26 protein-coding genes are annotated in these 22965 nt (G+C 64.8%); 9 read left to right on the forward strand and 17 right to left on the reverse strand.

Annotated elements, in window-relative coordinates; translation table 11 throughout:
- Positions 1 to 16: 16 nt before the first annotated feature.
- Together H292_RS0103850 and H292_RS26760 are read right to left on the reverse strand one after the other, a co-directional pair.
- The gene (locus H292_RS0103850; RefSeq protein ID WP_019665579.1) at positions 17 to 736 is read right to left on the reverse strand and encodes an ABC transporter ATP-binding protein; all 720 of its coding nucleotides are present in this window, start codon (positions 734 to 736) and stop codon (positions 17 to 19) included.
- Positions 729 to 1631, reverse strand: a complete 903-nt coding sequence (locus H292_RS26760; protein WP_231383744.1) for an ABC transporter ATP-binding protein — start codon at positions 1629 to 1631, stop codon at positions 729 to 731. Before H292_RS26760 ends, H292_RS0103850 begins: the two co-directional genes overlap by 8 nt.
- Before the next feature lie 148 nt (positions 1632 to 1779).
- Here H292_RS26760 and H292_RS0103860 point away from each other — a divergent pair, with 148 nt between their 5' ends.
- Positions 1780 to 3078: a PucR family transcriptional regulator gene (locus tag H292_RS0103860; protein ID WP_269210580.1), complete on the forward strand. Its 1299-nt coding sequence runs from the start codon at positions 1780 to 1782 to the stop codon at positions 3076 to 3078.
- A 195-nt stretch (positions 3079 to 3273) separates the two neighbouring features.
- Complete coding sequence (locus H292_RS0103865; protein WP_020110490.1) at positions 3274 to 6033, forward strand: VanW family protein; 2760 nt, start codon at positions 3274 to 3276, stop codon at positions 6031 to 6033.
- Here H292_RS0103865 and H292_RS0103870 read toward each other — a convergent pair whose 3' ends face one another.
- Positions 6034 to 6801: an SGNH/GDSL hydrolase family protein gene (locus tag H292_RS0103870; protein ID WP_020110491.1), complete on the reverse strand. Its 768-nt coding sequence runs from the start codon at positions 6799 to 6801 to the stop codon at positions 6034 to 6036.
- Between the two features lie 161 nt (positions 6802 to 6962).
- On the opposite strand from H292_RS0103870, the gene H292_RS0103875 reads away from it, so the two are divergent.
- The 5 genes from H292_RS0103875 to H292_RS0103895 all read left to right on the forward strand — a co-directional run bounded on the left by H292_RS0103875 (position 6963) and on the right by H292_RS0103895 (position 10378).
- Complete coding sequence (locus H292_RS0103875; RefSeq protein WP_019665584.1) at positions 6963 to 7475, forward strand: NADPH-dependent FMN reductase; 513 nt, start codon at positions 6963 to 6965, stop codon at positions 7473 to 7475.
- Entirely contained in the window at positions 7472 to 7963 is a 492-nt protein-coding gene (locus H292_RS0103880; protein WP_019665585.1) for a flavin reductase family protein, read from the forward strand. The genes H292_RS0103875 and H292_RS0103880 overlap by 4 nt, the downstream gene beginning before the upstream one ends.
- Positions 7964 to 8154: 191 nt before the next feature.
- Positions 8155 to 8664 carry an NADPH-dependent FMN reductase gene (locus H292_RS0103885; protein ID WP_020110492.1) on the forward strand — a complete coding sequence of 170 codons (510 nt, stop codon included), beginning with the start codon at positions 8155 to 8157 and terminating at the stop codon, positions 8662 to 8664.
- Positions 8661 to 9161, forward strand: coding sequence for a flavin reductase family protein (locus H292_RS0103890; protein ID WP_020110493.1), 501 nt, complete (start codon positions 8661 to 8663; stop codon positions 9159 to 9161). Before H292_RS0103885 ends, H292_RS0103890 begins: the two co-directional genes overlap by 4 nt.
- On the forward strand, positions 9161 to 10378 hold the full coding sequence (locus tag H292_RS0103895) for a bifunctional 3,4-dihydroxy-2-butanone-4-phosphate synthase/GTP cyclohydrolase II (RefSeq protein WP_033188883.1): 1218 nt from the start codon (positions 9161 to 9163) through the stop codon (positions 10376 to 10378). The genes H292_RS0103890 and H292_RS0103895 overlap by 1 nt, the downstream gene beginning before the upstream one ends.
- Before the next feature lie 132 nt (positions 10379 to 10510).
- Here the strand turns inward: H292_RS0103895 and H292_RS0103900 are convergent, their stop codons facing one another.
- Complete coding sequence (locus H292_RS0103900; RefSeq protein WP_020110495.1) at positions 10511 to 12346, reverse strand: acyl-CoA dehydrogenase; 1836 nt, start codon at positions 12344 to 12346, stop codon at positions 10511 to 10513.
- 93 nt (positions 12347 to 12439) lie between these two features.
- Positions 12440 to 13063, reverse strand: a complete 624-nt coding sequence (locus H292_RS0103905) for a class I SAM-dependent methyltransferase (protein ID WP_020110496.1) — start codon at positions 13061 to 13063, stop codon at positions 12440 to 12442.
- A gap of 81 nt (positions 13064 to 13144) precedes the next feature.
- Between H292_RS0103905 and H292_RS0103910 the strand changes: the two genes are divergently transcribed.
- Positions 13145 to 13579 (forward strand): MarR family transcriptional regulator, encoded by a 435-nt coding sequence (locus H292_RS0103910; RefSeq protein WP_020110497.1) that lies wholly within the window; start codon positions 13145 to 13147, stop codon positions 13577 to 13579.
- A 17-nt stretch (positions 13580 to 13596) separates the two neighbouring features.
- On the opposite strand, the gene H292_RS28350 is transcribed toward H292_RS0103910, so the two are convergent.
- The 8 genes from H292_RS28350 to H292_RS0103950 are packed head-to-tail and all read right to left on the reverse strand — an operon-like array spanning position 13597 to position 18220.
- Positions 13597 to 13758 carry a hypothetical protein gene (locus H292_RS28350; RefSeq protein WP_019665594.1) on the reverse strand — a complete coding sequence of 54 codons (162 nt, stop codon included), beginning with the start codon at positions 13756 to 13758 and terminating at the stop codon, positions 13597 to 13599.
- 45 nt (positions 13759 to 13803) lie between these two features.
- Positions 13804 to 14145 (reverse strand): DUF4180 domain-containing protein, encoded by a 342-nt coding sequence (locus tag H292_RS0103920; protein WP_020110498.1) that lies wholly within the window; start codon positions 14143 to 14145, stop codon positions 13804 to 13806.
- Positions 14142 to 14558: a helix-turn-helix domain-containing protein gene (locus H292_RS0103925; protein ID WP_019665597.1), complete on the reverse strand. Its 417-nt coding sequence runs from the start codon at positions 14556 to 14558 to the stop codon at positions 14142 to 14144. Before H292_RS0103925 ends, H292_RS0103920 begins: the two co-directional genes overlap by 4 nt.
- Before the next feature lie 34 nt (positions 14559 to 14592).
- Positions 14593 to 15048 carry a hypothetical protein gene (locus tag H292_RS0103930; RefSeq protein WP_019665598.1) on the reverse strand — a complete coding sequence of 152 codons (456 nt, stop codon included), beginning with the start codon at positions 15046 to 15048 and terminating at the stop codon, positions 14593 to 14595.
- Between the two features lie 26 nt (positions 15049 to 15074).
- Positions 15075 to 15737: a TIGR04282 family arsenosugar biosynthesis glycosyltransferase gene (locus H292_RS0103935; protein WP_020110499.1), complete on the reverse strand. Its 663-nt coding sequence runs from the start codon at positions 15735 to 15737 to the stop codon at positions 15075 to 15077.
- Positions 15734 to 16381 carry a glycosyltransferase family 2 protein gene (locus H292_RS0103940; RefSeq protein WP_020110500.1) on the reverse strand — a complete coding sequence of 216 codons (648 nt, stop codon included), beginning with the start codon at positions 16379 to 16381 and terminating at the stop codon, positions 15734 to 15736. The genes H292_RS0103935 and H292_RS0103940 overlap by 4 nt, the downstream gene beginning before the upstream one ends.
- The gene (locus tag H292_RS0103945) at positions 16365 to 17432 is read right to left on the reverse strand and encodes an NAD-dependent epimerase/dehydratase family protein (RefSeq protein ID WP_020110501.1); all 1068 of its coding nucleotides are present in this window, start codon (positions 17430 to 17432) and stop codon (positions 16365 to 16367) included. Before H292_RS0103945 ends, H292_RS0103940 begins: the two co-directional genes overlap by 17 nt.
- Entirely contained in the window at positions 17429 to 18220 is a 792-nt protein-coding gene (locus H292_RS0103950; RefSeq protein WP_020110502.1) for an S-methyl-5'-thioadenosine phosphorylase, read from the reverse strand. The genes H292_RS0103945 and H292_RS0103950 overlap by 4 nt, the downstream gene beginning before the upstream one ends.
- A 16-nt stretch (positions 18221 to 18236) precedes the next feature.
- On the opposite strand from H292_RS0103950, the gene H292_RS0103955 reads away from it, so the two are divergent.
- On the forward strand, positions 18237 to 19607 hold the full coding sequence (locus H292_RS0103955) for a hypothetical protein (protein ID WP_020110503.1): 1371 nt from the start codon (positions 18237 to 18239) through the stop codon (positions 19605 to 19607).
- Here H292_RS0103955 and H292_RS0103960 read toward each other — a convergent pair.
- From H292_RS0103960 to H292_RS0103975, 4 genes are read right to left on the reverse strand one after another with little or no spacing between them, the layout of a single operon-like run.
- Positions 19583 to 20257, reverse strand: a complete 675-nt coding sequence (locus tag H292_RS0103960) for a methyltransferase domain-containing protein (protein WP_019665604.1) — start codon at positions 20255 to 20257, stop codon at positions 19583 to 19585. The genes H292_RS0103955 and H292_RS0103960 overlap by 25 nt on opposite strands.
- A complete protein-coding gene (locus H292_RS0103965) occupies positions 20254 to 20733 on the reverse strand; it encodes a hypothetical protein (protein WP_020110504.1) in 480 nt (159 codons plus the stop codon). The genes H292_RS0103960 and H292_RS0103965 overlap by 4 nt, the downstream gene beginning before the upstream one ends.
- Positions 20730 to 22025, reverse strand: coding sequence for a molybdopterin-dependent oxidoreductase (locus tag H292_RS0103970; protein WP_020110505.1), 1296 nt, complete (start codon positions 22023 to 22025; stop codon positions 20730 to 20732). The genes H292_RS0103965 and H292_RS0103970 overlap by 4 nt, the downstream gene beginning before the upstream one ends.
- On the reverse strand, positions 22025 to 22711 hold the full coding sequence (locus H292_RS0103975; protein ID WP_020110506.1) for a hypothetical protein: 687 nt from the start codon (positions 22709 to 22711) through the stop codon (positions 22025 to 22027). Before H292_RS0103975 ends, H292_RS0103970 begins: the two co-directional genes overlap by 1 nt.
- Between the last annotated feature and the right edge of the window lie 254 nt (positions 22712 to 22965).

A 22965-nucleotide genomic window follows, 5' to 3' on the forward strand; every position in this document is an offset into this window, starting at 1 on the left:
GTCCTTTCAGCTCGCGTCAGAACCCGAGGTAGGCGTGTCGGAGGGCGTCGTCGTCGGCGAGTGTGGCTGCTGGGCCTTCGACGGCGACCTTGCCCAGATCGAGGACAACGGCGTGTTCGGCGATCGACAGGGCGCTTCGTGCGTTCTGTTCGACGAGAAGAACTGTCATGGACTCGGTTTCGACGAGTGTGCGGAGCGTGTCGAAGATCTGCGCGACGACTTTCGGCGCGAGACCGAGCGACGGTTCGTCGAGGAGGAGCACGGACGGCGTTGCCATCAGCGCGCGTCCGATGACGAGCATCTGCCGCTCACCGCCGGACAGGGTATGGGCGGACGACGTGCGACGACCGTCGAGTGGCGGGAACATGCCGTAGACCCGGTCGAGCGTGACGGCGTCGTGACTTCGGTTGCGTCCCAGAGCTCCGAGGCGGAGGTTCTCCTCGACGGTGAGCTCGGCGATGACGCCCCGTCCTTCGGGGACGTGGGCAAGTCCTTTGCGGGACATGCGGTCCGGCGGCACTCCCACCAGTTCCGTGCCCGCCAGGCGAATGCTGCCCGACTCGGGCTTCAGCAGCCCCGAGACGGTTCGCAGCAGGGTGGTCTTGCCGGCACCGTTGGCGCCGAGCACCGCGGTGATCGCACCGGCTGCGACCGTCATGGACACCGAATCCAATGCTGTGACAGGTCCGTAGCGAACGGTCAGGTCCGTGATGTGAATCTGGGCCGAGTCACTCACCGTGGGTCACCTCGTTCCCGAGATACGCGGCCAGAACGGCCGGGTCCTGACGGATCTCGTCGGGTGAGCCGTGGGCGATCACCTTGCCGAAGTCGAGGACGAAGATTCGATCGCACACGCTCATCACGAGGTCCATGTGGTGTTCGACGAGCATCACCGACGCCGGCGCGGAGGGAGCGGGAGTGGAGCCTGCGGAATGACCCGGGGAGGCGGGAGTGGAGCCTGCGGAATGACCCCAGGGGGCGGGAGTGGAGCCTGCGGAGGGATTTGTTTCGGGGTGGGCGAGGGCTCGGATTTCGTTGCCCAGTTCTGCCATCTCGTCGGAGGACAGTCCGGATGCGGGTTCGTCGAGCAGGATCAGTGACGGTTCGCTGACGAGTGCGCGAGCGAGGGCGACGCGTTTCCGCACGGCGTAGGGCAGGCTCGGCGGCAAGCGGTCGGCGTACCGGTCGATTCGGAGTCGTTCGAGCGTGGCCATTGCGGCCGATCGCACTGCGGCGTCGTCGGATGCACTCGATGGCAGCCCGAGCAGTCCGGCGAGTATTCCGGTGCGTGCCCGTCTGTCGGCGCCGATCATGACGTTGTCCACGACGCTCATCCGGTCGAACAGGCCGAGTCCTTGGAGTGTTCGGCTCATGCCCAGCTTGGGGAGGTCGTGGGGTCGCAGCCGGGACAGGGGCTCTCCGTTTCGAGTGAGCGTTCCGGTGTGCGGGCGGACGAGTCCGCATGCAACGTTGAACAGTGTGGTCTTGCCTGCGCCGTTGGGGCCGATGACGCCGAGGACTTCACCGGGTCGAACGTCGAGACTGACGTTCGACAGTGCGACGACGCCGCCGAACGTGACGTCGACGTCGGTCATGGTGAAGATCGGACTGGGGGTAACCGTCGAACTCAAGTGATCCACCTCACAATCTGTGTGCGTTCACTATGGTTGCCGCGCACAACGGGCGGTATGGGCGCAGCGCACAGAATGTTTGGGTCCCGCGGCACCAGTACCGGTCAAATCGCCCTGCCGACTGGGCGGGATGCGCAAAACTGTGTCGATGGTTGCCTTCGACCGCCCCACCGACCGTCCTTCGGTGGGTGCTGCTCGTGTGCGGGTGCCTGCGTCGGATCAGGAGAAGATTCAACGGGCGTGGTCGGCGTTGATCGATCGGGCGGATTCGATTGCGGACTCCATCACGCTGGCGCTGATCGAGCAGGAACCTGCGTACCTGGCCAGCGCGACGCCCGACATTGCCGGCGAGATCAGGCGAAGTACCCGCGAACACATACGCCAGGGGCTGCGGACGCTGTCCGGTGTGTCGGCCGCGGACGACAACACCCGTGAGGTGTGGCGCCGCACCGGGCGGGAGCGTGCGCGTCAGGGCATCCCGATGGAATTGGTGCTCAAGGCGTACACACTCGGCAGTCGGACGCTGTGGGAAGAGTTGGTTCACGCGCGTGATCGGCGGCGGTCCGACATCGACGAACATCTTCTTCTCGTGGCGGGTCAGCAGTTGTGGCGTGCACTCGACGGGCAGTACGAGACTCTGGTCGACGCGTACCGCCGCGAGAGCGCTCGGATGCAGCAACGCGATCTTGCCAACGTTCTGGTGGTACTGGACGGCCTGCGGTCCGGGCGTGGAGGTGATCCGTCGTTCGTACTCGAAGCGCGTGCGACACTGGGACTTTCGGCGTCGCAGCAGATCGCGTGTGTCGTCGGGCCCGTCGACGACCAGGGTTCACCGCCTCTCACTGCGCCGGAGGATGCGCTGGATCAGATCGGTGCGGTGTCTCATTGGAACATCCGCGACGGGCATCAGTTCGCGCTCGTTGCATTGACGAAGGGATCGTTGAATTCCGTCGTCGACGCGCTCGCAGCCAGGGCGGTGGGCCCGGTGGGTGTGGCACATTCGCCCGACGGTGTGTCCTCGTTCGCGGCGGCGTATCGGCTGGCGACGCTCACCGCGGACACGATTTCGGAGGAGGCCGGGGTGGCATTGGCGACCGATCGGCTGCCGCGCGTGATCATGGCGGCCGACGAGGAGTCCTCGGACCTACTGGTTCACCACGCGTTGGGGAACATGTGGACGCATCCCGAGCCTCAGCGTGGGACGTTGCTCGAGACGCTCGCCCACGTGCTTGCCAGTGATGGGTCGCCGACGAATGCCGCGAAGGTGCTGTATTGCCACCGCAACACCGTGATCTACCGAGTCCGTCGTATCGAGGAGTTGACCGGCAAGGACCTCACCGATCCGAGGGACCGGCTTCTGCTCACGCTCGCACTGGTCAGGACCGGTCATTGGGTGCGTGCTGTCGGGCAGGGCGACAGCACGACACCCCGCCGATCATTCACCTGAATGAATTGGCGAGACACCGCGCGATCGGTTGTAACGCTTCACAAGCATGCGCGATACTCGTAGTGGCTCCACACTGCTGCCCGACCCCCGACCCGGCAGCGGTGTGGAGCCTCTTTCGTGGGCCTGCGGCGGCCGGGGTTTCCCGATGCTCGAGTCGATCCCCTCACGTGTCGATGCGTAAGCTCGTGCGCGACAGTGTCGGTGTTCGTCCGGGGTTTCGGGAGGGTCGAGAACGTGAGCGTCGGTGGAGACGGCAAGGGCAAGCACGAGCGCGGCTCCCGGTCCGACGAGGAAGCCCGTGACGAGGCGCTTCGTGGCGATGCGGGTGATGCCGGCGCGCACGGCGACCCACGGGACGACGTCGAAACGGTCGACACCGAGCCCGGGCACGTTCTGCCGTACGAGGCCATCACCGAGGTGATGCGTGCCATCGATCCCGACGAGCCCCCTCCAGGGCAGTCCCCGGCTCAGTCGTCCGAATCAGCTGTCCCTCCTGGCCCTCAACCACCTCTACAGGAGCGCGTCGAGCAGGAGTCGGCCGAGCAGGGACCGGTGGCGGAAGACCGGTCCGACGAGATCTCAGCCCATGAGGTCTCAGCCGACGAGCTGCCAGCAGATGAGATAACAGCCGAGGACGAACACGGCGCCGACATTGCGGCAGAGAATTCTTCGGTCACGGACGCTGGGGCCGTTGCATCTCACGACGTTGCCGCTGAGAACGATGCCGCTGAGAACGATGTCGCTGAGAACGATGCCGCTGAGAACGATGTCGCTGAGAGTGATCGACTCGAGGACGGACCAGTCGCGGGCCTCCCCGGTGAGGGATCGCCGACTCCGCTCACCTCCGAAGAGCCTGATGCCGACGAAGCGATTGCTCCCGAGCCCGACACGCAGGACCAACCCACACCCCCTTCCGGGCTTCCGGCAGCAGGGCACGTCAGCTCGGTCGGGCCCGGTCCAGTCGAGTCGGCTCCGACGCAGGCGTATTCCGCAGTGACACCGCCCGGTGATCGGGGGCCGATGGCCCCGGAGCCCGCGGGTGAGGACAGCGCCACCGTCGCGATTCCCGTCGTCGCAGCGTCGTCCGAACATCAGGCTGCCCCCACCGCGCAGCCTGCCCCCACAGCGCAGTTCGTACCTGCCGAGCCCGCTGACGGCGACACGGAGGGACAGCCCGCTGGCAAGGAAGAAGAGAAGTTCTCTCGCATGAAGATTGCCGTTCTCGCAGGCGCCGCGGTGGCGATTCTGGGAGTGTTCTACGCGGCGGACATGCTCTCGACGAGTGGTTCGGTTCCCCGGGGCGTCACCGTCGCCGGTATCGAGGTCGGCGGTCTGAGCCACGAGGACGCCGAGGCGAAGCTCGTGTCCGAGCTCGGCCCCCGTGTGAACGAGGCGGTCGTGGTCGACGCCGGTGATCAGCAGTTGCAGGTGGTGCCGTCGGAGGCCGGTCTCGGAGTGGATTGGGCGACGACGCTCGACCGTGCCGGTTCGCAGCCGGTCAGTCCGTTCACACGTGTGATGTCGTTCTTCACCGATCGTGAGATCGGCGTCGAGTCGACCGTCGATGCCGCGCTGCTCGATGCCAGTGTGGAATCGATTCGGGCACAGACGGATCGAGCGCCGTCGGAGGGCGATGTGGTGTTCGAGGGCACTACTCCGGTCGGTGTCACCCCGGCGCCGGGGCAGACGATGGACGTGCAGGCTGCGCGGGACGAGATCGAGGCGAACTGGGCGTTCGGTGCGGTCGAGGTACCGGTGGAGACCGTCGACGTGACCGTTCATCAGGACGAGGTCGATCGTGTTCTGGCCGAGGTCGCTACGCCTGCGGTGTCGGCGCCGGTGGTGTTCACCGGCCGCGACGGTGCGCGCGCGGTGCTGTCTCCGGAGAACGTGGCCGCGGTGCTGAGCTTCGAGCCGGACGGCGACGGTGTTCTCGCAACCAGGTACGACACCCCCGCCGCGACGGCGCTTCTCGCCCCGCAGTTGGCGTCGACGGAAACCCCGCCGAAGGATGCGACGTTCGCGCTCGGTGGCGGTGCCCCGACAGTCGTTCCCGCCGTCGTCGGTGAACTGGTTCAGTGGCCGAAGACGTTGGAGCAGTTGCCTGCTCTGCTCGGCTCCTCTGATTCCCGTTCCAGCGACGCGATCTACGAGCAGGCTCAACCCGCCTTGACGACGGAGGGTGCGCAGGCGCTCGGGATCCAGGAGGTGGTGGCGGAATACACCACGGGCGGTTTCGAATACGCGTCCGGTGTCAACATTCGGCTGACCGCCGACATCGTCAACGGCGCGTTGGTGAAGCCGGGTGAAACCTTCTCGCTCAACGAGTACACGGGCCCTCGTGGCACGGCTCAGGGTTTCGTGGAATCGGGCATCATCGACAACGGGCGACCGGACAGGGCTGTCGGAGGCGGAATCAGTCAGTTCGCGACGACGCTGTACAACGCGGCGTACTTCGGCGGCATGGAAGATGCCGGGCACACCGAACACAGCTACTACATCAGTCGATACCCGGAGGCCCGCGAGGCGACCGTGTTCGAGGGTGCGATCGATCTGAAGTTCACCAACACCGGCAAGACGGGTGTGGTGATCGAGTCGTTCGGGTCGAGTTCGGATGTGACAGTGCGTCTCTGGGGCACCAAGACGGTGGATGTCCAATCCATCACCGGGCCCCGGTCCAATCCGACGAGCCCGAACACCATCACTTTGCCGGCCGGCAATGCGTGTGTGCCGTCCGGTGGTGGGCCCGGTTTCACCGCCAGCGATACTCGGGTGATCACGGACATCGCCACCGGCAACGAAATCTCCCGTGACACGAGGACGGTCAAGTACGACCCGATCCCGATCGTCCGGTGCGAATCGCCCGAGCCCGAACCGGAGCCCGAGGACGAGCCGGCCGACCGACCGGCCGGAGCAGCTCCTCCGGCCGCGCCGCCCGCGGAGGACGGCGAATAGTCAGACCGTGATCGGTTGCGGGGCAGTGTGCTTCGGACTGATGTCGTCTCCCGACGACGCACCGCGGAGGCGTCGGGACACCCACGGCGCCGCGAACGATTTGACCCATTCGGCGTTCTCGCGTCGTTGGTGTGCCTTCTCGACAGGAGGCAGCGGATCGAGGGCCGGCAGCGAGATGGAGTGTTCGACGCCGATGAAGTCCAGCACTTCCGCAGCCATTCTCGTGTGTCCGCGGGTGGACATGTGGAGTCGATCCCAGTCCCACATGCGCGGGTCGTCGTAGCCGTCGAAACGCCAGTAGTCGATCAGTTCGACGCCTCGGTCGTCGGCGACTTCGCGGAGCAGTTCGTTGTAGATCGCGGTGCGACCGCGGAAGGTCCGGAAGATCGGTGACCATCCAGCGTCGTAGGCCGTGAATGCCACTACGCGTGCGCCGGTCGATGTCAGATCCGCGAGGGCGGCGTCGTAGCGCTCGACGATTCCGTCGATGTCGACCTTCGGCCGCATCATGTCGTTTCCGCCCGCGTAGATGGTGATCAGGTCGGGGGCGACGTCGATCGCGGTGCCGACCTGGTCTTGGATGACCTGATCGAGGAGTTTTCCTCGCACTGCGAGGTTGGCGTATCGAAAGTTCGGGTTGTGGGCGCCGAGTTGGTCGGCCACTCGGTCCGCCCAGCCCTTGACTCCGTTGGGGCTCGACGGGTCGGGGTCACCGACGCCTTCGGTGAAGGAGTCGCCGAGAGCGATGTAGGTGTCGATTGTCGGCACTGGACCGTCCTTTGTGAGTTCTGCTAACTACCTCAGAGTACGACGCAGGAACGTCGGCGATCATTCCCGGGGTTTCGATCTGCGTGATTCAGAACCTGGACACCCGTCCGCGGTGAGGTGTTGGCTGATGGGGAATGTGTTCTCGGATCGAAAGAAGGCTCATGACGGTCACCGTGGTGGCAGGCAATCCCAAACCCGAATCCAGGACTCTGGCGGCAGCGCATCTGTTGGCGTCGGAGATCACCGGAGGGCAGGCCGACGGTCAGGTGGACGTCATCACGCTCGGATCCGGGCTGCTCGGCTGGGGTGACGACGCGGTGAAGGCGGCTGTCGACCGGGTGGCGACGTCCGACATCGTCGTGTTCGCGAGCCCGACGTTCAAAGCCACGTACACCGGTGTGCTGAAGTTGTTCCTCGACCAGTTCGCCACCGACGAGGGTTTGCGTGATGTGGTGGCCGTCCCACTGATGCTCGGAGCGGGACCTGCTCACGCGTTGGCTCCGGATCTGCTGCTCAAGCCGGTGCTCGTGGAGCTCGGCGCCATCACGCCGGCTCCCGGTCTGTACCTCATCGATACCACTTTCACCGAGGACACTCGTATCGTGGACTATGCGCGGCGATGGGGACCCGTCATCACGGCCGCCGCAGACGCACGAAAGGGAGCTTCGGCATGACGCTCACACACACCGACCTCGACCAGGCGACGTTGCGCCAGGCGTACGCGCAGTTCCCCAGTGGGGTCGTCGCCGTCGCGGCGGAGATCGACGGGGTTCCGGTCGGGCTCGCCGCGAGCAGTTTCGTCGCGGTGTCGATCGAGCCGCCGCTGGTGGCAGTCTGCATTCAGAACACGTCGACCACATGGCCCAAGCTCGAAGGCGTCCCCAACATCGGAGTCAGTGTTCTGGGCGAGGCTCACAACGATGCTGCGCGGACGCTTGCAGCCAAGACGGGTGACCGCTTCGCCGGGCTCGACCTGACGACCACCGAGCAGGGCGCCGTGTTCATCGAGGGCGCGACAGCGTGGCTCGACACGACGATCGACCAGCAGGTTCCGGCTGGAGATCACCTGATCGTTCTGTTGCGCATCCATTCATTGAAGGTCCAGAGCGACATCGACCCCATCATTTTCCACGGCAGCAAGTTCCGCAAGCTTCAGGCGTAGCCGCTGCGGCGTTGTGCGGCGTTGCCGCTGCGGCGTTGTGCGGCTGGCTGCGGGCTCATGCCCTGGTCGGTTGCACGGCGTGGAGGTACCGTCGCGGCGCAATACGTCCGCCACATTCGGGTTGCATATTCGACACGACCTCGGTGTTGAGTAGCAGTCACATCAGGAATCGATGTGGCTGGAGGCCCGAAGTGAAACTGACAGTGGTTGCAGGCAACCCGAAACCCGGCTCTCGGACGTTGGACGCTGCGCGCCTCGTAGCCGAGGCCGTGGCCGGCCGTGAGGTCGACGAGATCATCGACGTCATCACCCTCGGTCCAGGCCTACTCGGGTGGGGCGACGTCGGCGTGGCGTCCGCAGTCGAGTCGGTCCGCGGCTCGGACCTCGTGGTGGTGGCGAGCCCGACCTTCAAGGCGACCTACACCGGTGTGCTGAAACTTTTTCTCGATCAGTTCGCAACCGGGACAGGGCTGGAGAACGTAGTCGTCGTGCCGGTGATGCTCGGCGCAGGCCCAGCGCACGCCATGGCGCCTGATCTGTTTCTCAAGCACACACTCGTCGAACTGGGCGCTGTCACTCCCGCTCCCGGTCTCTATCTGATCGACACCACGTACACAACGGACACCGCAATTGCCGATTACGTCGCACGCTGGGGCCGCGTGTTGACCGATGCGGTCACGACACGAACGGACATCTCATGACTCTCGCTACCACTTCCCTCGACTCGGCCGTTCTCCGTTCGGCTTTCGGCCAATTTCCCAGTGGCGTCGTAGCGCTGTGTGCCGAAATCGACGGTGTTCCAGTGGGTATGGCGGCCAGTAGCTTCGTGTCGGTCTCGATCGACCCGCCTCTGGTTGCTTTCTGCGTTCAGAACACGTCCACGACCTGGCCCAAGTTCGCGGCCGCGGATCGCATCGGTATCAGCGTCCTCGGTGAGGCACACGATGTCGCTGCTCGGACGCTGGCCGCGAAGACCGGCAACCGATTCGAAGGTCTGGACGTGACCACCACCGAGGACGGTGCCGTATTCATCGGCGGTGCGAGCATGTGGTTGGACGCAACCGTCACCGAGGAGGTCCCCGCAGGTGATCACGCGATCGTGTTGATGCGGATCAACGAACTCGAGATCAAGGACGTTGCGCCGATCGTGTTTCACGGCAGCAAGTTCCGTCGCCTGGCCGTGGAGGTCGAGCAGTGATGAAGGAAGCGCTCGACGCACTCCGTGCAGGCAAACCCGTACTGGTGACCGACGACGCACGGCGTGAGAACGAAGGCGATGTCATCCTCGCTGCGGATCGGGTGACGCCCGAATGGACGGCGTGGACCATCCGCAACACCTCGGGATTGCTGTGCGCGCCGATGTCCGGAGCACGCGCCGACGCATTGGAGCTGCCGCCGATGGTGGCGGACAACCAGGATCCGAAGAAAACGGCCTACACCGTGACGGTGGACGCTGCCGAGGGCGTGACGACGGGTATTTCCGCAGCCGATCGCGCCCGCACTCTACAGGTGCTGGCCGATCCGTCCTCCAGCGCAACCGATTTGATCAGGCCCGGGCATGTCATCCCACTGCGTGCGCGCCCCGGTGGAGTGCTCGAACGTCCGGGACACACCGAGGCCGCCGTCGATCTGTGCAGCTTGGCGGGAGTGCCCGCGGTCGGCGTCATCGCCGAGCTCGTCGCCGACGACGGGACGATGATGACCTTCCCGGACATCGAGCTTCTGGGGCGTCGGATGCAGCTTCCGGTACTGACCATCGAACAGCTGATCAACTACCGGCTGGCACACGGAGTGACGGCAGTTCCCGCTCCGCGACGCGTCGAACGAGTGGCAGAGACGGTCTTGACGACCGCGCACGGTGAATTCCGAGCAATCGGATATGCGGACAAGGAGACCGGGGCCGAACACATCGCACTGGTCAAGGGTGAGCTCGCCGGGTCACCGATAGTCCGTGTTCACTCCGAATGCCTGACCGGCGAATCTTTTTCGTCCCAACGATGTGAATGCGGACCACAGCTCGACGCTGCATTGGCGCGAGTCTCCCGCGAAGGTGGCGTTGTGGTCTACCTCCGCGGACACGAGGGTCGCGGCATCGGTCTGCTCAAGAAGCTCGCTGCCTACCGACTGCAGGATCAGGGCTTCGACACGATGCAGGCCAACCTCGAACTCGACGAACTGGCCGACGGTCGAGAATACGGCGGTGCCGCAGCCATTCTCGACGACCTCGAGGTGGCCGACGTCCGGTTGCTCACCAACAACCCGCTGAAGGTGGATGGGTTGCGGGAGAACGGTATCGCCGTGACCGCCGTCATTCCACTGCTCGTCGGAGCCGCACCCGCGAACGTGCGTTACCTCGAAACCAAACGTGACCGAATGGGCCATCTGCTCCCGGGGCACTTAGAGCAGAGCATGTGAACGCTCACCTACGTGCCGGACGCACGGCCGAGTGCCAGCACCTGGGTGAGCGTCCGGCCCACAGGTGAGCGTCTGCACCGACGACAGCGGCCGCACCCTCGGGCGAGGGTGCGGCCGTGGTGACAGCAGGGATCAGAATGCTGCTTCGTCGAGTTCCATGACGTCGAGGTCGATGTTGGCGAGGATGTTCCGCGTTGCGGTGAGCTCGGGCAGGATATTCTTGGCGAAGAACGACGCGACGCCGATCTTGCCTTCGTAGAACGCCTTTTCCTTACCTTCGGCGCCGTTGTCGAGTGCCGTGATGGCGATCTCGGACTGACGGAGCAGGAGCCATCCGATGAGCAGATCGCCGAATGCCATGAGGAAGCGCACCGATGCGAGGCCGACCTTGTAGAGCTCGGTGGGCTGTTCCTGTGCACCCATGAGCTGCTGGGTCATCGTTGTGACGATGGCCTGCACGTCCTCGAGTGCGGTGGCGAGAAGCGCGCGCTCTGCCTTGAGCCGGCCGTTGCCTGCTTCGCTGTCGATGAACGACTTGATCTGTCCGGCAACGTGAGCGAGTGCAACGCCGCGGTCGCGAGCGATCTTGCGGAAGAAGAAGTCCTGCGCCTGGATGGCAGTGGTGCCTTCGTACAGCGAGTCGATCTTCGAGTCGCGGATGTACTGCTCGATCGGGTAGTCCTGCAGGAAGCCGGAGCCGCCGAGGGTCTGCAGGCTCTCGGCCAGCTGACGGTAGGCGATCTCGGAGCCGACGCCCTTGACGATCGGGAGCAGCAGGTCGTTGACGCGGTAGGCGATGTCCTCGTCGGCGTCGGAGACCTGCTTGGCCGTGATCGGGTTCTGGTGAGCGGCGGTGTACAGGTACACAGCACGCAGGCCTTCGGCGTATGCCTTCTGCGTGATGAGGCTGCGACGGACGTCGGGGTGATGCGTGATGGTGACGCGCGGTGCTGCCTTGTCGGTCATCTGCGTCAGGTCGGCGCCCTGGACGCGCTGCTTCGCGTAGTCGAGAGCGTTGAGGTAGCCGGTGGAGAGGGTGGCGATTGCCTTGGTGCCGACCATCATTCGTGCGTGTTCGATGACGTCGAACATCTGCGCGATGCCCTTGTGTACCTCGCCGACGAGCCAGCCCTGCGCGGGGATTCCGTGTCCGCCGAAGGTGAGCTCGCACGTCGCCGACGCCTTGAGTCCCATCTTGTGTTCGACGCCGGTGACGAAGACGCCGTTGCGCTCGCCGAGTTCACCCTTCTCGAAGTCGAAGTGGGTGTTCGGGACGAAGAACAGGCTGAGGCCCTTGGTGCCGGGTCCTGCGCCTTCGGGGCGGGCGAGAACGAGGTGGAAGATGTTCTCGAACAGGTCGTCGGACACTGCCGAGGTGATGAAGCGCTTGACCCCCTCGATGTGCCAGGAGCCGTCTTCCTGCTTGATGGCCTTGGTGCGTCCGGCGCCGACGTCGGATCCGGCGTCGGGCTCGGTGAGGACCATGGTGGCGCCCCACTGGCGTTCGACGATGACCTTGGCCCATTCCTTCTGCTCGTCGGTTCCGTTGTGGAACAGGACGTTGGCGAAGGAGGGTCCGGCGGAGTACATGAACGCGGCCGGCTGGGAGCCGAGCAGCATTTCGTTGAGTGCCCAGCCGAGGTTGCGGGGAGCGGCGATGCCGCCGACCTCGTCGTCGAGGCCGACACGCCACCATTCACCGTCGTAGAGGGCCTTGAAGGACTTCTTGAACGAGTCCGGAAGCTTCAGGGTGTGGGTTTCCGGGTCGAACACCGGCGGGTTGCGGTCCGCGTCGGCGAAGGATTCGGCGAGGGGACCCTCGGACAGGCGTACTACCTCGCGCAGCATGTCGCGTGCGGCTTCGCCGTCGAGGTCTCCGAAGTTGTCACCTGCGAGGGACTCGTCGAGCCCGAACAGCTCGAAGAGGTTGAACTCGAGATCCCGAAGGTTGCTCTTGTAATGGCCCATTGCGTCGCTCTCCAGTCAGTGGTGCGGTCTCGTGAGTACCGCCCAAGCGTCTAGCTACTCGGTATAGCTACTCGTCGGTAACATAGAGGCATATTACCCCCGTTCATTCGCGCTGCCAAGGCGGGACCTACTGGCGAGTAGTAACGAATCGATTGCGGTACCGCTGTCTGTCGTTCTGAACCTTGTTTCACAGAGGTTCACGACGGCTCGATCGCCGACGTCGATTGCCAATTCCTCTGGCGTATAGAGTAGTTCGACTTCCTGGGGTCCGCCCACTCCATCGGTGATGTTGTTCGAATGGTGACCGAGAATCATGAGGATTCCATCAGGTTTCAGCGCATCGAGTGCCGTCGAGATTGCTTTGCGGCGTTGCTCGTGGGGTAGATGTAGATAGAGCGCGAGAACCAGGTCGTATCCCGGTTCCGGTAGGACGGTCGTCACATCCGCGTGGACCCAGGTGAGCCTGTTTCGGACGGATGCAGGCGACGCCGACGCGACGCGGTGTGCTCGGGTGAGTGCCACCGACGAGAAGTCGACGCCGGTCACCTCCCACCCCCGCGTGGCCAGCCAGATGGAGTTGCGTCCGGCGCCGCACGCCAGGTCCAGGGCGCGTCCACGGGGAAGCGACGTCGCGATCTCGACGAGTGTCTGGTTGGGCGGTTCGCCGGGGACGGCGTCACGGCGTTCGTACTTGCGGTCCCAGTCTTCGGCATCCATCCCCCGATGATGCCGCAGGATCTGCGCGCTCGGAGGGTCGGCCGTGCGCGCCCCGTTCGTTCGGCACGCTAACCTGTCGGGATGAGCTCGGAATCGGACACGCACCTGGCCAGGGACCTGTCGGTGTCGGCGATGCGCCTGAATCGTCGGCTTCGTCTGCGGCACGCCAGCGACCGAATTCCCGTCGCTCAGCTGTCGATCCTGACGACCCTCTTTCGGGAAGGTCCGATGACCACGGGCGAGCTGGCCGTGCGTGAGCGGATCAAACCGCCGTCGGTGTCGAGATCGTCGCACGCCCTGGTGGAGATGGGTTTACTCGAGCGTGTGCCGCACGCGACCGATCGGAGACAGGTGGTTCTGTCCCTGACGGACTCGGGACGGGCTGTGGCGGACACTGACGTCGCCGAGCGTGAGCGGGTACTTGCCGAGAGACTGGGTGAGCTCAGCGACGACGAGCGCGCCACGCTCGCAGAGGCGGCACAGATCCTGACGGAAATCGTGGAGAAGAACGAGTAGGCGCTCGGAAGCGGCGTCTACCGGTCGTGCTGTACGGCCTCGTCGATCTCGTCGGTGTCCCAGCTCAGGGTCGATCCGAGTTCTTCGCTGTCCGCGCGCTGCGAGACCCGACCCAGCACGACGGCGACGACGAGAGCCATCGCCATCCAGATCGCCACGCCTATGAGTACCCCGGTCACACATTGTTTGTAGCACTTGGTCCTGAGAAATGACTGCGAAAGCGGCTATCGGATTGTTGCAATCCGGTCCTGGAGCGATAACCGATTGGGAACGAACCATATGTGTCGGCCCCGATTGGATTCGGCCACGAATGCGCGTAGCGGCTCGCTGACCTCGGTATATGGCTGGATATCGCCTTCGATGACGAGGAGAATCCGGTAGTTCACTAGTTTCTGTACGAATTCACCGGCGAGGCGGGTGCTGAGATCGAAGAATTCCGGCATCAGCCGCTGCACCGGGACCACGGCGACGCGCGCCTCGATGCCGAATGCCTCGCCGACGATGTCCAGTGCGTCCTGTTCCGTACCGATCGGGTGTCCGTCGGCGGAGACGTGGAGAACGTTCATCGGCTTCCCTCGACGAAGGTGTCGATCAAGCGCAGAACCTCGGCGACGTCGCCTGCACCGCCGAAGACGACGATCTTCAGCGTCGACGTCGATGTGTCGTATGCGGTGTCGATCCGAAGCCGCCGAGCGCTCGGACCACGGCCGGTGGCGGCGGTGGAGAGAAACAGTGCGAGACGCGAGGCAGTGTGCTCGTCGATGGCGGTGGCGTCGACGATGCTCGTCACGTCGACGCCGATCTCCGACGCAGGGGAGTCGCCACTGGTGAGTGCCGCCAGGCCGGCGGGGGTGATGCGGTATTGCTTGCCGATTCTGACGGCGGGCAGACGTCCGTCCTGGATGTAGTTGCGCACCGTCCGGACGTGAAGGCCGAGTAGTTCGGCGACTTGCTCGGCGGTATAGAAGTCGTTCGCCACAATTCCCCAAAATACCCTATGAGGGAATTTCAGGTCAGTCTTCGGTGGTCGCCCCGCTACGCGTGAGCACCAGAGCACTTCCGACGACGCCGATCAGAGTCACCGCAATGGCAATCGACGACCAACCTTCGTTCTGCCAGTACACGTCCTCGAGTGTGATGAGAAGAGCTGCTTCGTCGACGATCAGTCCCAACGCAATGCCGAGTGCGATGCCCATCCACGAGCGAGTTCTCGGGCTGCGGTCGACCAACCCGAAGATCGCGACCGCCGCCAGCAGGAGAATTCCCCACAGATAGTGGTGCAGGTGAACCCCGCCGGCACTGAGATCGCCGACGCCGCGGGTGTCGATCTGGATCAGCCACGTGACCAACCTGGCCCCGCCGAACGTGACGGTGAAGGCCAGCCACGCGAGGACGATTCCGCGGCGCGCGGGATCGACCTGTCTCAGCCGACGGGGAAACCGGATCCGAGCAGGTTTCTTGTCAGACACTGGTGTTCTCCGAGAGCATCCATCGATCATTGCAGACGCGGTACGTACCGCTCGGCCGCGGCCCGAAAACGACTGCCCGACGCGCACTCCGCGGCCACGTACTGCAGGTCGCTCTCGTGATCGACGTCGCGCAGGACGGCCAGGGTCCGCACGCGAGCGCCCAAGTTCTCCAGTGCGGTGCGCGTCGAGGCTCCGGTGGTGGGCGTGGACATGGGAACGTCTCGTAACGCCTGGGCAAGAGCGGCATTCGGCAGTCCCAGTGCCCACCATCCACCGTCCTCGGCGAGACCGAGCACCGACTGCTCCGGTTCCGTCAGGTGCATCGCCGACGCGTCGAGCAGTTCCGCGGTGATCTGTGGGGTGTCCATTCCGATCTGGAAGACAGGGGTACCCGACGCGTCCTCGTGTGCATGGATCAGGCGCTCGGCGAACCCGTCGCCGCGCTGCCTCACCACGGTGCACGACGCCAGTGCCGCTTCCAATTCTTCTCGGCGGCTTGCTTTGTCGAGGTCGCCGGTGATGGCGACGACGCGGTGATCGAAGTCGGCGGCGGACACGGCGTCGAGGGTGTCGAGCAGTGCGGCGGCGGCGAGGTCGGCGGCGGCGTCGGTGCCGAGGGTTGCGGCGAGCCTTGTCTTGGCCAATCCGGGAACGGGGGATTTAGCGACGACCAGGGCGGTGACCTTCATGACAACACCTTCCAGAAGTCCAGTGTGGCAACGATCGTCCCCTTGATCGAGCCGGATACCTTCGATTTGCCGGCGGTTCGCGGATTGTAGGTGACGTCCAGTTCGCGGACGGTCAGCCCGGCCTTGGATGCGAGCACCAGAAGTTGCAGGGGGTATCCCGATCGTCGGTCGGTCACGTTCAGGCCCAGCAGTGTTCGTCGGTGTATCGCCCGCACCGCGCCGAGGTCGTGGACCGGTAGCGAGTACTTGGTTCGCAGTCGGAGGGAGAGAACGGCATTCCCGAGCCGTGCGTGCAATGGGGAGTGGCCGGACTGTCTACGGCCGACGACCAGGTCGGCGGTGTCCAGCGCGCTCACCAGGGCAGGGAGATCCTGCGGATCCATCGACCCGTCTCCGTCCATCACGCAGACGATGTCGGTTGTTGCTGCGAGCACCCCTGCGTGCACTGCCGATCCGTATCCGGGAACGGATTCGTGTACCACGGTGGCGCCGTGTGCTTTCGCGACGTCCGCGGTGCCGTCGGTGGAGTTGTTGTCGACGACGAGCGCGACGTACCCGGTGGGAATTCGTGCCAGCACGCCGGGAAGTGATCCTGCTTCGTTCATGCACGGCAGGACGACCGTCACGTCAGACACGAGGTGCACCGGTGCCTTCCGCGTCGCGCAGTGGTGCTGTCGCGAACTCGCGGAGGCCCTGTTCCGGGGACACTGCGGCGACGAATCCGAGTGTTCTTTCGGCTTTTTCAGGACTGGCGACGATGTGTCGCACATCGCCCGGTCGATACTGGCCGGTGATCTGTGGGGCCGGGCCGCGGCAGGCGTCGGACAGCGTGGAGGCTACTTCCCCGATGGTGATCGGGTGCCCGGACGAGACGTTCAGGGCAGTGAATCCTGGTAATGCGGCGTCGATGGCTGTGGTGTTCGCGGCGGCGATGTCGCTGACGTGTACGAAGTCTCGCGCCTGGTGCCCGTCCTCGTAGACCTGGGGAGCCTTGCCGGCTTCGAGCGAGGACCTGAACATTGCGGCGACTCCGGAGTACGGGGTGTTTCTCGGCATGTGAGGCCCGTACACGTTGTGGTACCGCAGTGCGGTCACCGAACCGCCGGTGGCGAGCGACCAGGCGAGGGCGTAGTTCTCCTGGGCTACCTTGCTCGCTGCATAGGTGCTGCGTGGCCGCAGCTCCGAGTCTTCCTCCACGAGTGCCCAGTCCAGGACCTCGCCGGTGGCGGGGTCGGTGTTCTCGAAGATGCCGTCCGCCAACCTCGTACGGGGGCCCGGCACCACGAGGTCGCCGGCGGCGTTGCGGTATTTTCCTTCGCCGTACACGACCATCGACGATGCCAACACCAGTCTGGTGCAGTCGGTTTCTGCCATCGCTGCGAGCAGAACGGCGGTCCCGAAATCGTTGTGGCTGGCGTAGGCAGGCGCATCGGCGGAGTCCACGCCTGCGCCGACAACGGCAGCTTGGTGGCACACGACGTCGACGCTCGCCAGAAGCTCGACCAACGCAGCGTGATCGCGCACGTCGACTCGGGTGATGTCGCTGCTGGAATCGACGCTGCTGGAATCTAGGCTGTGGCCGTGAGCCGACGCGAGCATCGCGTCGATGGCGACGACGTCATGATTCGGTTCGAGCGCCGATCGGATGTGTCCGCCGATGAAACCGGCTGCGCCGGTGAGAAGGACGCGGGTCATGGCAGCTCGATCGGCAGAGTCACGCCGTCATGGACCCGGCAGGACTCGCACGGACCCATCAGCGCGGCGTTGACAGCGCTGCGCACCAGTGCTTTCAACGGTTCGATGTTCTTCTGGAATTCCGCGAAGACATCGACGGCTCTGACGCCCTGCCCGGTTTCGATTCCTGCGTCGAGGTCCGTGACGAGGGCGATCGGGGTGTAGCAGAGCTCCAATTCTCGGGCGAGCACGGCTTCGGGATGGCCGGTCATGTTGACCAGGGTCCATCCCTGTCGAGCGAACCACTGGCTTTCGGCGCGAGTGGAGAAGCGAGGCCCTTCGACGACCACCATGGTGCCGCCGTCGACCACCCCGTCCTGCAGTGCTGCGGCGCGTAGGTCGCCGCAGTAGGGATCGGCGAACTCCACGTGTACTCCGCCGCGGTCGAAGTAGGTCTGCACGCGCCCACTGGTTCGGTCCACCAGCTGGTCCGGCACCACCACGGTTCCCGGCCCGTACTCGGGAACGAGGCTGCCGACGGCGCACGGCGCGAAGACTCGACCGACGCCGAGCATTCGCAGTGCCCACATGTTCGCGCGGTACGGCAGTGTGTGGGGTGAGTACTCGTGGTTCGCTCCGTGACGAGGCAGAAACGCGACCGGTCGGCCGTCGACGTCGCCGACGGTGATGGGGCCGCTCGGCGCTCCGTACGGGGTGTCCATCTCGATACTTTCGGCGTCGGGCCCGAAGAACGAGTAGAAGCCGCTGCCGCCGATGACGGCGATGTCCGCTCGTTGTCGTGAACTCATGGTGTCATTCTCTTCTATGCTTCAGGGCGACGCTGTATCGCACGAGAAATGGGTGGACGTTATCCGATACTGGAGAGAAGCTCTGGCAGGCGGACTCGCCGCCGTGCTGGTCGCGGTGGCATTCGTCGTACCGTACCTGGGAAACGAACTGATCACCCCGATCATCAACCGGACACCGCAGCAGGTTCGTGATTTTGCGGACGCTGCACCGCTTTTCGGCTTCCGCGAGCCTCATTACGGGTGGGGCACCCCGTTCGCGATTGTCGTTGCGATCGCCGGTGTTCTGTGGGGACCGGAGTTGGCGCGACGTCTGCCGTGGCGTCGGCTGCTGTTCGTGGTGTGGGGATCGTCGGCGGCGTGGACGATGTCGCTGGCGATGATCGACGGATGGCGTAGAGGATTCGTCGATCGGCTCGCGTCCACCGACGAGTATCTGCACGAGGTACCCGGCATCACCGACATCCCGGAGACGCTGAGAGGCTTCTCCGATCGCATTCTGGACTACCAGGTCGATTCCTGGACCACCCATGTGTCCGGTCACCCGCCGGGCGCTCTGCTGACGTTCGTGTGGCTCGATCGGCTCGGGCTGAGCGGTGGAGCGTGGGCGGCGTCGCTGTGTGTCCTCGTCGGAACCAGCGCTGCCGCAGCGGTTCTGGTGACCGTCCGTGCCCTGGGCGACGAGAACATGGCCCGTCGGGCAGCGCCCTTCGTGGTGCTCGCGCCCGCTGCGATCTGGGTCGCGGTGTCCGCGGACGCCTTCTACATGGGCGTCGTTGCCTGGGGTATCGCGTTGCTGGCCGTATCGACACGGAAGAACTCGAGACTTCTCTGGCCCGCGTCCGTGGCTGCTGGTGTGCTGCTCGGCTTCGGGATCTACCTCAATTACGGTTTGGTCTTGATGGGCTTGCCCGCGGTGGCTGTTCTGATCGCGGCGCGCACGGCGTGGCCGCTCGTCGGAGCTGTGGCGGGTGCGCTCGTCGTCACGGCGGTGTTCACGGCCTACGGATTCTGGTGGTTCGACGGTTACGAGTTGGTCCAGGAGCGTTACTACCAGGGCATCGCGACGGATCGTCCGTTCGCGTACTGGGGTTGGGCGAACTTCGCTGCGTTGTTCTGTGCACTGGGCCTGGCTGTTCCGGCTGCGCTGCCCAGGATCTTCACGCGGCTGCAGCCGATCAATCTGCTGGTCCTCGCCGGCCTCGCGGCGGTGGTGATGGCTGACCTGAGTCAGCTGAGCAAGGCCGAGACCGAACGTATCTGGCTTCCGTTCGCGATGTGGATGTTGCTTGCTCCTGCTGTTCTGCCGCAGCGTTCGCACAAGTTCTGGTTGGCACTGCAGGTGGTCGCCGCACTCGCGATCAATCATCTGCTGTTCACGAATTGGTGATCCGCCAGGCTCATGCGCGCGAAGTACCGGCCGTGAACGGGTGCGACGTCGACGACGGTGAGGCCCGCGGCGTGTGCGAGGTCGGCCGTCGCGTCGACGCTGACTCGGGCCCATGCGAACCACTCGCCGAATGTCGTGTCGGTTTCCCATCGAACGGATTGCTCGATCACGTGATTCGATCCGGGCGCGTCGACCTCGGCGATGACCGTGCCGTCGGGTCGGATCAGTTCGGCGGCGCGGCGCAGCAGGCGCACCGGGTCTCCGCCGATGCCGATGTTTCCGTCGGCGAGGAGTACGGACGCCCATCGGCCCGCGTCGGGGAGTGCATCGAACAGGTCACGTAGAACGGCGCGCCCACCACGTCCCACGGTGAGGTCGACGGCTTTCCGTGATGTGTCGACCCCGAGGGACGAGACGCCGCGACGTACGAGGCTTTCGGTGAGGCGGCCTGGGCCGCAGCCGAGATCGAGCGTCGGTCCGACGCAGTGCCGCAGCATCTCGTGATCGGCGGCGAGGTCTTCCTGGCTCGCCGCGGCGCCGCCCATCCATCGTGCGGTCGGCAGCGCCGCACGTGAACCGTCGGAGTACCCCATCCAACAGGGAAGACCCGATGCGGCGCGGCCGAACATCTCGTCCGCGGTGAGTGTCATGATTCTCTCCTGTTTCGTGCACGATGCGATGTTGCGATTCGAACGGTGTAGAGGACCGCGCTGGCGCCGAACAGGGCGGCGGTCAGCAACAACCAACGGACGAGGTACGGCTCCTGGGTGAGGCCCGTCGCGGTTCGGTAGGTGTCGGAGCCTTGCTCGATGATTCCGGGGAAGAACAGCGCGAAGGTGAGGGCTGCGCCGAGCGCGGGTATCCGGATGTGGTTCAGCACAGGGACACTCGGGCGTAGTAGACGCGAAGAAGCGCGCAGTGCCCGGTCGACGATCGAGTACAGGGGCACCAGCACGAAGTCGTGGAGCACGACGGCGCCCGCGAACCACACCGCGATGGATTGCCACCACACATCGCGGTTCCAGAAGGTTGCGATGCCGGCCACGTGGACGACATAACCGATGAGGGCGAACACGAAACCCATGAGCAGCAGGTGCAGCGGACCCGCGCCGTAGAGACGTCTCATGATGCGGACCTGAATTCGATGCTCGCCACCCATTTGGTGTTGTGCACGCCCGGCATGGCGGGGACGATGATGCGTGCCGGATAACCGTGATCCAGGGAGAGGTCGGCACCGTTCACCTTCAGCGCCAGGAGCGAGTCGGGGTGAAGCGACTGGTTGGATTGCAAGGTGGCCTGACGGAACGGCCCGTTGGTCTCGACCGAGGTGACCAGAGTCGAGGCGATGTTCTCCGCGCCCGCAGCGGCGGCGAGGTCGCGGAGGCGGACCCCGGTCCAGGTCTGCACTGTCGACCACCCTTCCACGCAGGCGATCGGTAGTTCGGCGGTGTGTTGCTCCATGTTCAGGAGTTGCTCTCGGCTCAACGTCAGCGGCGTGCTGCCGCCGGAGATGGCGAGGCGCCAGTCGGAGCCGGTGTTCTCGGCGCCGATTCCTGCAGCGGCGGCCGTGCGATTGATCTGGAAGTCGTTCGGTCCATCACCGTAGGATCGGCCGCGCGGTAGGAGAATTGCGGCAGTGCGGAGGACGCCGCCGGTGGTTTGACCTACCGTGAGCACGGCGATGAACAGTGCGCCTCCGCCGACGAGTGCAAGTGCCCCGCGGCGGCTGATCGTCGGTTCGTCGGGGTCCTCGGCGATCAGTTCGGACTCGCCGGTCTCCTGTTGTGTCTGTTTGTCTTGGAGCACCTGCATCAGGGATCGGGAGCGCAGCGCCGTCACCATCGTCGGGATCTTGATGACGGCGTGGCTGACGAATCCGGCGATGAACACCCATGCGCCCCAGTAATGCGCAGTGTAGAAGCTGAAGCCGAAGATGTAGTCGTACTGGATGTTGAGGACGCCCGTGGCCGTCTCGAAGATGATGCCGCCGACGAGTGCGATCAGCGAAAGTCGTTCCAAGGCAGAGGCTACCGAGCGAACCGGAGGTACGGTGAACAGTTTCGGGATGACAGACCACAGTTTGGCGAGGACGACGGGTACGAGCACCAACCCGAGGCCGACGTGCAGTCCCTGCGTGAGTCGGTAGAGCCAGGACGGGTCGGTAGGCCAGTCGAACTGGGGGAGACGAAGAAAGCCGACGTCGGCGGGGATCGCCTGACCGAACTGCGGGCCGTAGGCCATGTAGGACAGCAGTCCTGTGACTATGACGATGGGCAGGCCGAGCAGCAGTACTGCGCCGAAGACGGACGTCAGCCACGGCCCCCGCAGTGGGCTACGGAACGTCGGAGGGGTGGGGCGACGACGCCGAACGCGCGAGGCCACCTGGAGCGGTGATCTCGCGCGTTCGGGTTCGGTCATTACGCAGTGGCGATGGTGATGGTGGCAACGCCCACGAGCAGGCCGGGGGTGACAGCATCGGTCTGGAAGGTGTCGTTGAGCAGGCCGGCAGCCGTCTCCGAGATCTTGACCTGCGTGCCCTGCAGGATCGCGGTGTTGTCGGGACCGGTTGCCAACGGGTTCAGCGTGCGGCCGTCGAGGTCGAAGATGACTGCATCTTCTGCAGCGACCTCACCATTGACGGACACGTTGCCGGTGAGCAGCGAGGTGCCTGGGTCGATGTCGAAGTCGGTCAGTTCGACGACGGTGTCGCCTGCGGTGAGCGACAGGCCGCTTCCGTCGTGCATGATTTCACCCTGAACGTAGGGGTCGACCGTGCCGGGCTCCCAGTACTTCACGTCTCCGCCGGTGATCGGGAAGCTGATGGAACCGTCTGCGAGAGTAGCGGTTCCGATGACACCGGGGGTGAGGCCGAGGGTGGTGAGGGCGCCGGTGAAGCCTGGGTCCAGGAGGACTGCGGTGCTGACGCCGTTCGAGAGGTCGTCGACCTCTGCCACAGGCTCTGGTGTCGACTCGGTGGTCTCGGCGGCGGCCGACGACGTGGTTTCCGCGGTGGACGAGGAATCGTCGGACGAGCATGCGGCGAGAGGTACGAGAGTGAGTGCGCCAATTGCAGTGGCGGCCATGACTTTACGGATGGAGGTCATTGTATGTCTACCTTTCGTGCTCATGTCTTGAGCGTTGTCTGTAATTCGCCACCGGGTCGGTACCGGATGGGTGAGGTCTTCGACCATTTGTGAAACAGAGGCGATTTGGGCGCAAAAAATCGACCGAACCCACACGCTTTTGCTCTGTCCGCCGCTGCCGAACCGTTCATATGGCTTTGGTACACAAAGACTCTCACGTCCGAGACGTCTCGTGTGCCCAGAATGTCCGATTCGACCACTCGTAGTGGTGCCGT

Source organism: Rhodococcus sp. 114MFTsu3.1, assembly GCF_000383555.1.
GTDB classification, from domain to species: Bacteria; Actinomycetota; Actinomycetes; order Mycobacteriales; family Mycobacteriaceae; genus Rhodococcoides; species Rhodococcoides fascians_E.